Source organism: Niallia tiangongensis (assembly GCF_044704065.1).
Taxonomy (GTDB): domain Bacteria; phylum Bacillota; class Bacilli; order Bacillales; family Cytobacillaceae; genus Niallia; species Niallia tiangongensis.
In genome coordinates, this window is sequence record NZ_CP162613.1 from 5,031,980 (window position 1) to 5,046,662 (window position 14,683).

General features: G+C 36.8%; 15 protein-coding genes and 1 pseudogene. 2 read left to right on the plus strand and 14 right to left on the minus strand.

Annotated features, from left to right (window positions below):
• Positions 1-8 precede the first annotated feature (8 nt).
• The 3 genes from AB3U99_RS23775 to AB3U99_RS23785 all read right to left on the minus strand — a co-directional run bounded on the left by AB3U99_RS23775 (position 9) and on the right by AB3U99_RS23785 (position 2,149).
• Complete coding sequence (locus tag AB3U99_RS23775; protein WP_400244434.1) at positions 9-671, minus strand: methionine ABC transporter permease; 663 nt, start codon at positions 669-671, stop codon at positions 9-11.
• The gene (locus AB3U99_RS23780) at positions 664-1,413 is read right to left on the minus strand and encodes a methionine ABC transporter ATP-binding protein (RefSeq protein WP_400244436.1); all 750 of its coding nucleotides are present in this window, start codon (positions 1,411-1,413) and stop codon (positions 664-666) included. Before AB3U99_RS23780 ends, AB3U99_RS23775 begins: the two co-directional genes overlap by 8 nt.
• A gap of 121 nt (positions 1,414-1,534) precedes the next feature.
• Positions 1,535-2,149, minus strand: a complete 615-nt coding sequence (locus tag AB3U99_RS23785) for a LysE/ArgO family amino acid transporter (protein ID WP_400244438.1) — start codon at positions 2,147-2,149, stop codon at positions 1,535-1,537.
• A 125-nt stretch (positions 2,150-2,274) separates the two neighbouring features.
• On the opposite strand from AB3U99_RS23785, the pseudogene AB3U99_RS23790 reads away from it, so the two are divergent.
• Positions 2,275-3,736: pseudogene (locus AB3U99_RS23790) on the plus strand (PLP-dependent aminotransferase family protein).
• Positions 3,737-3,744: 8 nt separating this feature from the next.
• On the opposite strand, the gene AB3U99_RS23795 reads toward AB3U99_RS23790, so the two are convergent.
• The 9 genes from AB3U99_RS23795 to AB3U99_RS23835 all read right to left on the minus strand — a co-directional run bounded on the left by AB3U99_RS23795 (position 3,745) and on the right by AB3U99_RS23835 (position 11,386).
• Complete coding sequence (locus AB3U99_RS23795) at positions 3,745-4,401, minus strand: FusB/FusC family EF-G-binding protein (RefSeq protein ID WP_400244440.1); 657 nt, start codon at positions 4,399-4,401, stop codon at positions 3,745-3,747.
• A 134-nt stretch (positions 4,402-4,535) separates the two neighbouring features.
• A complete protein-coding gene (locus AB3U99_RS23800; protein WP_400244442.1) occupies positions 4,536-4,805 on the minus strand; it encodes a CD3324 family protein in 270 nt (89 codons plus the stop codon).
• A gap of 228 nt (positions 4,806-5,033) precedes the next feature.
• Positions 5,034-6,014 carry an LLM class flavin-dependent oxidoreductase gene (locus AB3U99_RS23805; protein ID WP_400244444.1) on the minus strand — a complete coding sequence of 327 codons (981 nt, stop codon included), beginning with the start codon at positions 6,012-6,014 and terminating at the stop codon, positions 5,034-5,036.
• A gap of 36 nt (positions 6,015-6,050) precedes the next feature.
• The gene (locus AB3U99_RS23810; protein WP_400244446.1) at positions 6,051-7,046 is read right to left on the minus strand and encodes an LLM class flavin-dependent oxidoreductase; all 996 of its coding nucleotides are present in this window, start codon (positions 7,044-7,046) and stop codon (positions 6,051-6,053) included.
• Positions 7,047-7,137: 91 nt separating this feature from the next.
• Positions 7,138-7,440: a DUF3219 family protein gene (locus AB3U99_RS23815; protein ID WP_400244448.1), complete on the minus strand. Its 303-nt coding sequence runs from the start codon at positions 7,438-7,440 to the stop codon at positions 7,138-7,140.
• A gap of 228 nt (positions 7,441-7,668) precedes the next feature.
• The gene (locus AB3U99_RS23820) at positions 7,669-8,793 is read right to left on the minus strand and encodes a sensor histidine kinase (protein ID WP_400244450.1); all 1,125 of its coding nucleotides are present in this window, start codon (positions 8,791-8,793) and stop codon (positions 7,669-7,671) included.
• Positions 8,790-9,470: a response regulator transcription factor gene (locus AB3U99_RS23825; RefSeq protein ID WP_400244452.1), complete on the minus strand. Its 681-nt coding sequence runs from the start codon at positions 9,468-9,470 to the stop codon at positions 8,790-8,792. The genes AB3U99_RS23820 and AB3U99_RS23825 overlap by 4 nt, the downstream gene beginning before the upstream one ends.
• Positions 9,471-9,560: 90 nt before the next feature.
• Positions 9,561-10,376: an ABC transporter permease gene (locus AB3U99_RS23830; RefSeq protein WP_400244454.1), complete on the minus strand. Its 816-nt coding sequence runs from the start codon at positions 10,374-10,376 to the stop codon at positions 9,561-9,563.
• A complete protein-coding gene (locus AB3U99_RS23835; RefSeq protein ID WP_400244456.1) occupies positions 10,373-11,386 on the minus strand; it encodes an ATP-binding cassette domain-containing protein in 1,014 nt (337 codons plus the stop codon). Before AB3U99_RS23835 ends, AB3U99_RS23830 begins: the two co-directional genes overlap by 4 nt.
• 368 nt (positions 11,387-11,754) lie before the next feature.
• On the opposite strand from AB3U99_RS23835, the gene AB3U99_RS23840 reads away from it, so the two are divergent.
• Positions 11,755-12,954: a diguanylate cyclase domain-containing protein gene (locus AB3U99_RS23840; RefSeq protein ID WP_400244458.1), complete on the plus strand. Its 1,200-nt coding sequence runs from the start codon at positions 11,755-11,757 to the stop codon at positions 12,952-12,954.
• Positions 12,955-13,112: 158 nt separating this feature from the next.
• Here the strand turns inward: AB3U99_RS23840 and AB3U99_RS23845 are convergent, their stop codons facing one another.
• Positions 13,113-13,454: a zinc ribbon domain-containing protein YjdM gene (locus tag AB3U99_RS23845; protein ID WP_400244460.1), complete on the minus strand. Its 342-nt coding sequence runs from the start codon at positions 13,452-13,454 to the stop codon at positions 13,113-13,115.
• A 466-nt stretch (positions 13,455-13,920) separates the two neighbouring features.
• Entirely contained in the window at positions 13,921-14,652 is a 732-nt protein-coding gene (locus AB3U99_RS23850; RefSeq protein WP_400244462.1) for an SDR family oxidoreductase, read from the minus strand.
• Positions 14,653-14,683 lie beyond the last annotated feature (31 nt).

The following is a 14,683-nucleotide window of genomic DNA, read 5'->3' on the forward strand; positions in this document are numbered from 1 at the left end:
CCTGTCATTTACCTTTTATCAATCACTTTTGCTATTGCTGTACCAGTAAATTGTATAGCCTGTACTAAAATAACCATTATAATAATCATATAAATCATTAAGTCTGTTTTAAATTGCTGATATCCATAGCGAATGGCAAAATCTCCAATACCTCCGCCCCCGACAACTCCCATAATTGTCGAATAAGAAATAAAGCTAATAATCGATGTTGTTAATCCTAATACTAGTCCAGAACGAGCTTCTACATAAAGAAATTTAAAGATTACTTCCTTTACAGATGCCCCCATCGAAATCGCTGCCTCTATGACACCCTTTGGCACTTCCAATAAGGATTGCTCAACTAATCGAGAATAATGAGCGATTGCTATGATGGATAATGGAACAGTTGCAGCAGCTGTTCCAATGGCTGTTCCAATAATTATTCTTGTAAATGGAATAAGAAAGACAACCAATAATAAAAATGGAAACGAACGAATAATATTTACTACTAAATTCAAAGTAGAAAAAACAAAAGGATTCTCCAACATTTTGCCCTTTCTAGATAAGAAAAGCAAGGTACCAACTGGAAGACCTATTATAATGGCTGCTAAAATAGAGATGCCAACCATTACAAAGGTTTGTCCGATTGATTGCCAAATTTCCATTCTATATTGAACTAATATCTCAGGCACGGTCAGCATCACCATCCTTTTTCAGCTGTTCTACCAATCTTTTTGAAGTATTATTTATTTGCTGAATCCCTTTTGGTTCGATAGCTACTGTATCATAAATTTCTCCATCCTCGATAACTGTCACGCGATTACATATACTTTTAATAACTTCCATCTCATGACTCACAATAACAATCGTTACCCCTAGACGCTTCTTTACATCCTCTAATACATGTAAGATTTCAGCAGTCGTTTTGGGATCTAGGGAAGAGGTTGGTTCATCGCATAATAATACTTGCGGATTATTAGCAATTGCCCTTGCAATCGCTACACGCTGCTTTTGTCCACCGCTTAACTGGGCAGGATACTTCTCCCTAAAGCTTTCCAATCCAACAAATTGAAGACACTCTATAACACGACTTCTTCGTTCTTTCCTTGGATAATTAGCAAGCTCTAAAGACACTAAAACATTTTCATAAACCGTCTTATTAGCAACAAGATTGAAATGCTGAAAAATCATCCCAATAGATTGACGAGCTTTACGAAGATCTTTATAGCTCAAGCTAGTCAGATTTCGACCATCCACTTCTATTTCTCCTGTATCTGGAACCTCTAATAAATTCATTAGACGAAGCAACGTCGATTTACCAGCACCACTCGCACCAATTATCCCGAAGATTTCTCCTTTATGTATCGCTAAAGAAATAGACTTAATGACCTGGTAATGTGCAAAACTTTTACTAACATTACGCAATTGAATCATATCAAAAACCCCCTTTACCATTTGAAGGGTAATTACAACCTTTTCATTATAGCGAAATATTGGTAGGATGTCATTTTGGATGCCCAAGTTTAAAACACACGAGACACGCGGCCAAGATTAACTACGAGGTTAGCAGATTTGCCCCCAAATAAAGAGCCATTCCCCAAATAATAATGGCAGATAGCTGGTTCATGCGCCTTAAAACAATTCCATGATGATCGATTTGTCCAAGCTTTCGACCTAACAGAGCTAAAAGGCAAAACCATATCCATGAAACACTCATACAAGCAACCGCAAAAATAATTTTTTCTTCTCCACTATAAGCAAGGGAGCTTGTACCGATGACCCCAATCGTATCCAGAATAGCATGGGGATTTAATAAGGAAACAGAGGCGGCAAACGTTATTTGTCGACGTGGAGAAAACCGTATTTGTTCTTGTTTGGTCCCAACTTCCGCGGCACTCTTCCACATAGCCCATCCCATATATACTAAGAAAAAGAACCCAATGAAAAACAATACTGCTTTTACCCATGCAAAGGTAAATACCACCACTGAGACACCAGCAACAGCTAAATAGATAAGTAAACTGTCACAAATACTAGCCGTAATGATTGCCGGTAACGCATATGTAAATTTTTTGTGTGTTGCCCCTTGATTAAATAGAAATATATTTTGCACGCCCAAAGGTAGTATTAACCCAAATGCCAATATCATTCCATGTAAAAATGCTTCCATCCTTATTCCTCCTCTTCTTCCTAAAGAATAGCGAAGAAAAGGCGTTCTGTCTCCATCCAATTGGATGGTCAGCAACCCAACCATTTTGATAAAATAAGAGAAAATAGATACAGGAGTATACTCTCATGGCAGAAATAGAATGGAAACCACGAAAAAGCTCAACCGTTTCTTTACATCAGCAAATAACTTCCTATATGAAAAAGAAAATACTTCATGGGGAATGGACAATTGGAATGAAGCTCCCTTCTCAACGGAATTTAGCTAAGCAATTCCAAGTCAACCGAAGCACCATTATAACAGCCCTTGAAGAACTAGCGGCTGATGGGTTAATTGAAGCAAAGGTGGGAAGCGGAACGAAGGTAATAAATAATACTTGGAGCTTACTTGCTTCTACTCCTCCGCCAGATTGGATTAGTTATGTAAAAGCAAGCATACATCAACCAAACATTTCTATTATCCAAGAAATTAATAAAGCAGAAGCAAATCCACATATTATTAGGCTGGGTACAGGGGAGCTTTCGCCAGAATTGCTCCCTAAAGAACGCATGGAACAAACCTTTCAATGTAGCGAAAAATTAAATCTCTCTCTTGGATATACAGAGCCTAAGGGAAGCTTAGCTTTACGCCAAACAGTGAGTGCCTATTTAAAGACGAAAGGAATTGTAACTTCCTCTGAATCTATTTTAATCGTTTCAGGAGGACTTCAAGCACTGCAATTACTTTCTATTGGTCTATTAAAAAGAGGTTCTACTATCTTTCATGAAGCCCCCTCCTATTTAAATTCCATTCATGTATTCCAATCTGCGGGAATGAATTTAATAGGGCTTCCTCTTGATGAAGAAGGGTTAGCATACGATGCGATTGGACGGATAAAAAGTCAGCATAAACCGGCATTACTTTATACAATACCTAATTTTCACAATCCAACAGGTACTTTAATGTCTGAAAAGAGACGAGCAGATTTAATAGCAATTTCTCAAAAAAAATCTATTCCTATTATTGAGGATGATGTGTACGGAGATTTATGGCTGGACACCCCTCCGCCTAAGCCTTTAAAAGCTATCGATACACAAGGAAATGTTCTTTACATCGGCAGTATGTCCAAATCCTTAAGCCCAGGACTGCGAATTGGTTGGATTGTAGGACCAGAGCCAGTCATTGAACATTTAGCCGATATAAAAATGCAGACAGATTATGGTTCCAGCACCTTATCTCAATTTGCGGTAGAAAACTGGCTGCAAAGTGGGTTGTATGAGGATTTTTTAAAGGACGTAAAAGCTGAGCTCAGGTATAGAAGAGATTTTACAATGACTATTGAAGAAATATTTTTCAGATATCGCAACGTGGAGCTCTCCTAAAGGTGGGTTTTATATATGGCTAAAATTAAAGCCAAGCATCTCTTCACGGAAGCTATTTGATTTAGCCCTCCGAGAAGGAATTCTTATCAATCCAGGAATCGTTTACGATAAAACAGATGACCAGCATCTGCGATTTTCTTACTCTTATGCTACATTGGGTGAATTAGAAAAGGGATTGATAACCTTAGCACAGGTAATCAAAACGGAAGCAAAAGGACGGTTTTACTGAGGAGTTTCTCAGTAAAACCGTCCTTCTGCGGTCTGAAAAAATTCTTGTAAATATGCGGTATTGTCTATATTCATATTGCATTCATTGCTATCTGTACAAATAAGATTTCCGATAGCTTTGTAATAATCTGCATTTTTAAGTTTCTTGTCTTTGGTTATCGTAGAAAAATAGGCAACTTCTCCAAAGCTATTACAAAAAGAACAAATATTTTTTTTATTAGTTGGTGTCATTTTCCCTTCCATTCCAACTAATTCTCCTTCTAATTCATAAATAATAAATTTTCTATTAGACTTTCCATCCGTCCAGCTTAAATAGGTTAATTTATGATGGTCTAACATTGTTAAATCAGGTAATCTTAATTTCTTTTGCTTGGGAAATAATTTTTTTAGCTGTTGTTCCGTCAGTTTCGGCAATGGCAATACATATGCAGTAAGTCGCTCGATATATTGTTCGTATTCATCCTTTGTTTTCCATTTGGAAATATCCAATAACTCTTGTTGTTCACTTGATGCTTGAGGAAAAAGATCTAAAACTTTTGCATGAGCTAAGTCTATTACTGCAGCTAACACTGTTTTTGGTAAGCTTTTATTGATACTGTCCTTAATGATTGCGATTTGTTTTTTTATAAAATTCAGCTGTTCATTTTTTATAAATTGTTCGGTCATTTCATTCTCTCCTATTATTGGTTGCGTCCTCTTTTTCTATTTTAGTAAAGTCATTCCCTTTCTAAAATGGAAAAGATGACTGAGAAACAATTTTTACATAAAAAACACTGATGAAAACTCACCAGTGCTAATCTTTATTTTTTATGTGAATACACGATTTTCTTAATCGTTTCCGTGGAGAGATGATATTCCTTCGCCAATGCCTGAAGGGTGCTTTCATTCGCAAAAGCTGCTTTTATCGCGTTGTTTCTGCGATCCAGCATATTTCTTCCACCACTTGAAGTTCCCCACTTCTTATACGCATTTTCTTGTTTTGGAATATACAAGGTCTCACCTTGGACATATTTTTGAATTTCCACAATAAGCTTTTCAGGTAAAACATGAGTTGCATTTGTATACTTCAATTTTGCCCGCTCCCTTATTTTTATTTTTTTGTCTAAAATAAGGTGCAAAGCCAAAATATTAGTTAGCGATAAAAATTACTTGTTTTGCCCCATGCAAAGTATCGCCTTTCTAATAATAGGCTTTGCATGAGTGGAAGTAGTATCAGACAATCGTATGTGATTCTCCAACTGTAAGCACCCCCTTTTTTCATTATTATAGCTAATTTTATCAAGTGTTACATTTAAATTTCAAAGAACTACTTCTGCTAGCAGAGTATAGGATTGCATTTTTTCCTCAAAGTCATAAATATTTGTGATAATCATAAATTCCTCTGTTTGATAGACTTCACTTAAACGCAAAATCTCGTCTTTTACCTTTTCTGGCGTACCAATTATTGCTCGTTTTCGATTTTTTCTTATAATCGCCTTGTCTTCTTCTGATAGCTCCATCCCTTTTGCCTCTTCTTTTGAAAGAATAAAAGTGTCTTGACCCTTTTCGATTGCTAACAGCCATAGATCTTGGCTTAATGCCATTTCTTCTGCTTCTGCTTGTGTAGGTGCACAAACAACAAATACACATACATTTGCTTGTGGATTTGCAAGAAAGCTAGACGGCTGAAAATTCTCCCGATAATGTTTCATCGCAATGCTTCCGCTAATTGGATTTATAAAGTGTCCATACGTAAAAGCAGTTCCCTTTTCTGCGGCTAATCTAGCTCCTCGCTGCGAAACACCAAGCATCCATATTTCTGGATGTGTTTCAATGGAAGGATAGGCTTGGACCTCTTGATTAGACGGCGTATTGGCTAGATATTCTTGAAGCGCCGTCACCTGGCGAGGGAATTCATTTAAGCTTTTTCTAATTCCATCTGTTAAGGCTAGCCGGGTAGGCGTAGATCCTCCTGGTGAACGCCCAATTCCTAAATCCATTCGGTTCGGATACAATGCTTCTAGCACTTTAAAGTCTTCCGCAATTTTAAAAGGACTATATTGTGGAAGCAAAACGCCACCAGAGCCTACACGTATCTTATTTGTTTGAGCGGCAATAGTCGAGATAAGTATCTCTGGGGCAGTCCCAGCAATTCCATTGGAGTTATGATGTTCAGCAACCCAAAAACGAGTGTAGCCAAGCTCCTCTGTTCGTTTTGCCAATTTAATTGTATTTTGAAGAGCAAGCCCTGCATGTAAATTCTTACTAATAACAGATTGATCAAGTACACTCAACTTCATTTGAATGACCTTCTTTCCTTGCGTTTTAAAAAGACATTACCATATTTCCTTTGCAATAAGCTCATAAGACTTCTTTCTACTTTCATAGCTATTGGTAATGGTAACAATCATCATTTCGTCTGCATCGTACGCTGATTGCAGCTCAACCAATTCCTTTTTGACCTCTTTTGGATTTCCAATAATCATCTTTTGGCGCATTTCTTTTATTCGTTTTTCTTCCTCGCTTGTAAAAGAATAATTTCTCACTTCTACTATTGTGGGAATTCCGTTATTTTTTTCGCCTTTATCGGTTTGGATTTTCGATAGGAACCAGCTTAAAGCCAGTTCTTCAGCCTGTTCTGTTGTTTCCGCGCAAATAGCCGATATCGTTACAATCACTTGAGGTTCTTGGATGTCCTCGTTTTTTCTAAAGGAGCTTCTATATGTATTCACGGTCTCGATTCCATCTTTATCGCTCATAAAATGTCCAAAAGCATAGGCTGTTCCATTTTCCGCTGCTTGAATAGCACTTTTTTCACTCGTTCCAAGAATCCACGGAACAGGAGCGACATCTGGAAAAGGATGTGCTGTTATTTTGGAAAACAACTGATCAGATGGATAATTATTATATAAAAAATGTAGAAGGTCTTTAATGGAGTTAGGCATATTCCGAACATTTTCTAAAAAGTTCCCAGAAAGAGCAATCGAAGCTTCGGCAGATCCACCAGGTGCTCTCCCTATTCCTAGATCAATCCGATTTGGAAATAATGTCGCCAGCATATTAAATGTTTCCGCTACTTTATAAGGTTTATAGTGTGGTAATAATATGGCTCCAGCTCCAATTCTTATCTTTTCTGTATTGGCCCCAATATACCCAAGCATTACTTCTGGAGCAGAACTAGCAAGACCGGGAAAATCATGGTGTTCTGCAATCCAATATCTTGTGTACCCTAGTTTTTCTCCAAATTGAGCAAGCTTCATCGATTCTTTAAGTGCATCTTGAGGGGTTTTCCCAGATAAAACAGGTGCTTGATCTAAAATACTTACTTTCATTTAGATAACCTCCCTTTCCGTGAATATATAAGCAAAAAAACAGATCTCTAAATCCGATAACGGTGATCTGTTTTGCCAAAACCTTCCGAATTTATTCCACTTCCATTAATTCCAAAAAGAAATCACTAATGCTGTTTTCATCGGAGAAATTGGTATATGAAGTGGAATACTGATTTATTTTCCCTCTAAAATTCAATTGCTCCTCAGGAATACTTACATCAAATATATTTTCGTATAAAAACTTCGTAACTACGTGGTATTCTTCCCCACCTCTGACTTTAAATTCAAAGCTTACTACTGTTAACAGCTTCTCTGACTTGTTACTTTTAACCTTTTTCTCTTGATAATTCGAAACAGTTAATGCAAAATCATTTAAGAAAACTTTATTTACCATCTTAATCGCTCCTTATTTGGATGTGGGAACAGAGTGTCAGTTATTGAGATCGAGTTAATCGACCTTATTAGAACCTTCCTTAGGCAACTGAAAAATTACTACTTAATGATTATGGATAATCGTCGGCTGCTAGAGTTAGCGTTTTGCACATTCGTTTACCGTGGCGAATCTTGCTTTCCATGGGACGTGCCGCCTCTTCCAACCAATAAATTCACCCAATTCAAACGCCTAATTGAATTTCGATAAACTATACTTTTTCAGCGATTTAGAACCTTCCCCCTGCGTCCCGATTTTCACCGTTATATCTGTTCCTTTTCCTATCTCACTTTGGACTTCGATTTCTCCTTCATGTAAATCTATGATTTTTTTGACAATAGAAAGTCCGAGACCATTTCCCCCAATATTTCGATTTCTTGATTTATCTGCTTTATAAAAACGCTCAAATATATGCATAAGTGAATCTTGGTCCATTCCGATTCCTGTATCTCTTATCTTAACAGTAATACTCCCATTCTCCGATTTAAATGCCTCAACTGTTATAGCACCTCCTTCTTTCGTGAATTTTATACTATTATGAAGTAAATTAATCCATACTTGATCAAGCATTTCCTCATCTGCAGTAATTGTTACATTCGGAAGAACGATATCCATGTTAATTTCTTTTTCTATCCATTGTGGCTCATTGGCAAGAATAATCCGACGGAGTTGATGATCTAAACGGTATTCTTTTTGATCCAAAGGCAAATGTTCCGATTCTAAAGAGGTAAGCTTTAATAGATTTTCACTTAATTTAGACAAACGGATGCTTTCCATTTCAATAATGTTTAAATAGTGTTTGCGTTCTGCGGGACTTAAATCATCATTTTTCAAGGTATTGGCAAAACCACTAATAGAAGTTAAAGGGGACTGAATTTCATGCGATACATTAGAAATAAATTCCTGTCGTAATTCTTCCATTTCTCCTAATTTTTCTGCCATATGTCTAATATTCGTTACGATTTGATAATACGGGTGATCATCGTTTTCCCGAAACTGATTTTTATAATATGAAAGATCAATATTAAAATTTCCTTCAGCTATCATCTTTATTGCTTGAATGATTGGATGCAAGTGTTCCGCTTGTTTTGATCTTACCCATGGGATTTTTGTCATAATTGATATTAAGCAACCAAAAAGGAAAAATCCCACTAAAGAATTTATTAATTGCCTGATGAATTCTCGGGGCGTTATTTGGATTGCATCATATAACCATGCTGTTAGCCCATAGGCTAGTGACCAGCATAAAAGTAAAAACAGAATGATTGCAAGGAAACCCGCTGTTCGTTTTATGAATCTTACTATCTTTCTCTTCACTGTCTTACCTCCAAACGATAACCAAGACCACGAATCGTTGTTATCTTAAAGGGACATTCCTCTTCGGAGAACCGCTGGCGCAATCGATTTATATGAACATCAACTGTTCGTTCATCTCCCTCATAATCAAAGCCCCAAATATCTTCAATTAATTGCTCCCTTGAAAAAGTTTTCTTTTGATGGGTTGCAAGTTTAAATAATAATTCGAATTCCTTTAATGGCAGGGTAATCTCCTCCTTCCCAATTGACACTTTATAAGAGTCACGATCGATAATGACATTTCCCATTTCCAATCGATTCGAAAGGGAGATTTGATAGCGTTTAAGTAAAACTTTTACTCTTGCAACTAACTCAGCTGGAGCAAAGGGCTTTACTAGATAATCGTCTGCTCCAAGGTCAAAACCTTTCACTTTTTGCGTGGTTTCCCCTTTTGCTGTCAACATTAAGATTGGCAATGTATTCGTATAATAAGTCCGCACTTCCCGACAAAATGTCCATCCATCCATATTCGGCATCATAATATCAAGTATAATTAAATCTACTTTATCCTGTTCGAGTAAAGACAATCCCATTTCTCCATCTTCTGCTTCTACAATAGACAAGCCTTCCTTTGTTAAAATAACACGAATTAATTCTCTAATATGTGGATCATCATCTACTATAAGTATTTTTGCCATATTATCATTCCTTTTGAAAAAAATAAGGAGAACCGCCAAATTTAATTGACCGTTCTTCTTCATGTATTATTGTTTTATTTTATCTAAAACTCACGCACGACGCATATAAGCACGCACAGTCATTGGAGCAAAGATAGCTACTATAACCGCCGCTCCAATAAGAGAGATGGTGAAATCCCAGCCAATTGTCCCTGCGTTTGTTAAATCTCTTACTGCTGTAACTAGGTGAGAGATTGGATTAATTTTTACAAACCATTGAAGAAAATGAGGCATTGTGTCAGCCGGAACAAAGGCATTTGAAAGAAACGTCAACGGAAATAATACAAGCATGGAAATTCCTTGTACACTGGAAGCCGTTCGCGAAATAACGCCTAAGAAAGCAAAAATCCAGCTAATCGCCCAAGAACAAACAATGACAAGAAGGCCTGCCAAGATAACAAAACCTATACCAGCTTCTGGTCGATATCCCATTATATATCCCATCGTAAACGTAAGGGTTGTCGCAATCGTATAACGAATCGTATCAGCAAGCAATGCTCCCGCTAAAGGCGCAATCCGGGCAATCGGCAGGGACTTAAACCGATCGAATACCCCCTTATCCATATCCTCACGTAGCTGAACCCCTGTCACAACAGACGTTGTAATAACAGTTTGAACGAGAATTCCCGGAATAATCACCGGTAAATAGTTTTGCACATTGCCAGAAATAGCCCCGCCAAAAATATACGTAAACATCAGTGTAAAAAGAATCGGCTGTAAAGTCACATCAAATAGCTGCTCAGGTGTACGCTTTATCTTAAGCAAACCTCTATAGGCCATTGTTAATGAATTTCTAACCCCTTGACGAAAACTTGAGTTTCCACGAAGCTTTCCTTCATGAGCTGGTTTAATTGTCGTGCTACTCATACTAATCCCTCCAATTCACTAGATTTATTCGCAGTATTTTCTTTTGAACCAGTGATAGTAAGAAAAACCTCATCTAATGTTGGTTTTTGCACACTTAGCTCAGCTAATTGAATACCAGCCTCTTTTAGGGTGATAAGTAAATCTGTTACTTTGTCAGCATCAGCCATAGGTGCAGTAATTTTACCGCCTTCTGCTGATGCAGCTGATTGGACATTAAGCACACGCTCCACGATTAAACGTGCATCCTGCATATATTGCTCATTTTGAATACTTAAATGTAAGGATGAAGTACCGATTGATTCCTTCAGGTCATTTACGGTTCCTTCTGCGACTACTTTACCATGGTCAATGACTGCAACTCGGTCAGCAAGTTCATCTGCCTCTTGCAGGTATTGTGTTGTCAGTAGTACTGTTGATCCTCCATTTACTAATTTCCGGATTGTCTCCCACATTTGATTGCGCGTTCGTGGATCTAGTCCTGTTGTTGGTTCATCTAAAAAGATAAGGGGCGGCTGAGCAATAAGACTCGCAGCTAAATCAAGTCGTCTGCGCATTCCTCCCGAGAAATTTTTCAATGGACGTTTTGCCGCTTCCGTTAAGCCAAACTCTTCTAGTAATTCCATCGCTTTACGCTTTGATTCTGCACGTCCTAAACCTAACAGACGAGAAAAAATAATTAAGTTCTCCGTCGCGCTTAGTGACTCATCAACAGAAGCATACTGACCAGTTACACCAATTAATTGGCGAACAAGCTGTGGCTCTTTTACTATATCGTAGCCAAAAATCTTTGCAGAACCTGCATCTGCCTTCAGCAACGTTGCGAGCATTCTAATTGTAGTTGTTTTCCCCGCACCATTAGGACCAAGCACTCCATAAATAGAACCAGTGCGAACATGTAAATCCACTCCATCAACGGCACGGTTATCACCAAATACCTTCACCAGCCCATTGGCTTCCACAGCCCATTTACTACTATCTATAAGCTTTTTATTATTAGTAATTTGATTCAAAGTAAATCCTCCCTATTCATCTTATGAAGAGATAATAAATTACAAATATGAACTAAATATGAACTAGAAAACAGAGGACGGATTGAAGTAATGAAAGAAGTCTTTTTTTTGAATGAAAATAGAGAAGGCATAGTGAAAAGTTGATGTCAGGACTCCTATGTTAACTGCGAAAATTTGTAAGATCTTACAAGCGGCTCAGAGCCCACTCCAGTGTAATATAGAATCAAATACTGCATCTAGTGGCTACTCCAGTAATCTGTACATTGATATATTTCAGTGTCCCTTAAAGTAATCGAAATAAATAGTGTAAAATATTGATTATTGGCCGAAATAAGAATAGAAATTCCATATGGAAACAAGGTGAGGACATGAATAATAATATAAGATTTTTAACAGTGATAATAATATCTACTTTAATGGCAGTCTTGAATTTAACTTTTTTGGAACAAAAGCGAATAGTCTGGATTGGAATAATCATAGTATTTTTAATTTTACTATGGAAAATGAGGAGTCTAACAATTGAGCTAAATAAACAAAGTCTCATCCTCGAAGAATCTCTAAAAAAGAGCGAAAAAAGGGAAAAGGAATTATCGAACTCCATTAAAGATTATGAGAGTTTACTTCATTCATTAGAAGGCGCTATTTATTCCGTTGATATTCAGAATGGACAGATAATTTTCTCAAAGGATTTGGAAAAGATATTCGGAAAAACCTTTAACAATGACCTAAAGTATCCCTTTCATTATAAACAATTTGTTCATCCTGAAGACTATGCAAAAATCTCCGACTTTGAGCAAAATGTATTGAGAGGAAATCCTAGTAAGGTGGAGTATCAGATCATCCAAGAGGAGAACAAAGTTAAATGGGTCGTTCAAAAAGCTATTCCTATTATCGATAAAAACAGTACTATTTCAAAAATAAATGGACATTTAATAGATATAACAGACAGAAAGACGCTAGAATTGAGCCTCAAACAAATGGCTTATAACGATGACCTTACCGATTTACCAAATCGAAAAGCCCTCGACCGTCATATTGAAAAAACACTTGCTCGTTCCAAAAGGCATGATCATTGTTTTGGGATTATGTTTATAGATTTAGACGGATTTAAAAATGTGAATGATACTTTAGGACATGATGCAGGGGATCAATTGCTTATCGAAGTAGCTTCAAGACTCCAAGATAATTTAAGAGAAGAGGATGTTATAAGCAGAATTGGTGGAGATGAATTCATTGTTATCGTAGAAGAATCATCAAAAAATGAATTAGAAAATATTGCAGACCGGATTATCCAAAGTACTTCTCTACCTTATTTCATAAATGAAAGTGAAGCACAAATTTCTGTTAGCATTGGTATAAGTCTCTACCCAAATGACGGAGAAACGAAAGAGATACTCCTTGAAAATGCGGATAAGGCAATGTACTATGCGAAAAACAATGGGAAAAATCGCTTTAAGTTCTATATACCTGATTTAATGAACATTGATCCCCCAAAAGAAGGATTTATCGAAAAATGGCGAAATACATTGCAGAATTCTTTATTTAAATTTGATAAAAAGGGGAAATAGGTATTCTATATTACTTCTTACTAAGCTATAGGGGCATTGAATAGAGAAAAAATAGATCCTGAAATTCAAATCAATTGATTTGAATTTCAGGATCACCCCCTAGCATATATAAGTGAGCAAATTAAAATAGCTTTAAGGTCCTATTATAAAGGCAATCATTATACTTTCTTCACAAATTCTGATTTTAATTTCATTGCTCCAAATCCAGCAATCTTACAATCGATATCATGATCACCGTCTACTAAGCGGATATTTTTCACCTTTGTTCCTTGCTTTAAAACGGAGGAACTGCCTTTTACTTTAAGGTCCTTGATAACCGTAACTGTATCCCCATCATTCAAAACATTTCCATTTGCATCTTTGATAACTCTATTATCTCCGTCAGTTTCCGTATCAACATTTGACGTCCATTCATATCCACATTCCGGACAAACCAAAAATGTCCCATCATCATATGTATATTCCGAATGACATTTCGGACAATTAGGCAAATTACTCATTGTTTAATTTCCTCCACCGTTTGAATTTGTATTAAAGATACTATTATAACAAAAACAGGGAAGCAGTAAAATTGTCCTCCTCCTATGTTCACCAAAATATGGTGCAATATGACAAAATACTACAAAAGAGAAACATGTTCTATTGGAGTTCATTACTGGTAAGGTCTTTTCATTGCGTTATTCCTTCTTGTCATTCATCGTATTGAAACACTTGCCTTTGCGGTTAGGATATTGGGAGCAAGTGATTAATCCATTGTATCTGTGGGAGATTTAGAAGTTAAAAAAGCATGCAAAGCTTAGATGTTTGCACGCCTTAATTCCCTTCATTATCTTTTAAAATCTTAATTAACAAGGGGGACGCAGAACCATGCTACTAGAGGAATAATCACTTCTTTAAACTTTGATTTTGTATTTAGATAACTATACTTCTTCAGTATTCTTGAGCCGTCCCCCCCCCTAGCATCCCTTATCCCTCATTTAACTGGTTAAAAATCTCTTCGCGTTCCTCTTGATTTGCTTTAGCTGTTAGTGTAGAAAAACCATACGTTATCTCTTCTTTCCCTTCTGTTAATCCTTCTATTATTTTATCAGCAAAGAAATCTACAGAAATGCCTGCTGTGTTTGAACCCGGTATACCTAAGTCCGTATTTGTAAGCGGAGGTGAAACTTCAATAACTTGAATTTTGCCTCTTAATTGGTGTCTCATAGACTGTGTAAACGATTGGAGAGCAGCCTTAGTGGCACTATAAACAGGTGTTGCAGCTAATGGGACATGTGCTAATCCTGAGGTGATATTTATCATCAATGGATTGTTTTGTTTAAGCAAATATGGGATGAACAGCTGTGTAAAATGGATAGGTGCTGAAAGATTAGTTTTTATCTCCTTTTCCACATCATCCCACGGTTTACTATAATCATAGTTTAAATAATGCATGATACCTGCATTATTGATAAGAACGTTTAGTTCTGGATGGTCTTGGATGACTTGTTCCACTAATGCGATGCGATTTTTCTCATCTGATACATCGCTCACATATGTAATTAGTTCAGAATGGATAGATGTTGCTTCCTGAAGCTTTTCGTTTCTTCTTCCTACAATTATTACTTTATTGTTTTTTTCTAGTAATCTAGAAGCAAGCTCAAAACCTATTCCGGTAGCTCCGCCAGTAATAAGGACTGTATTGTTTTGTAAATTCATTTTAAATCTCCCCTTTGTATTCTAACTGCTT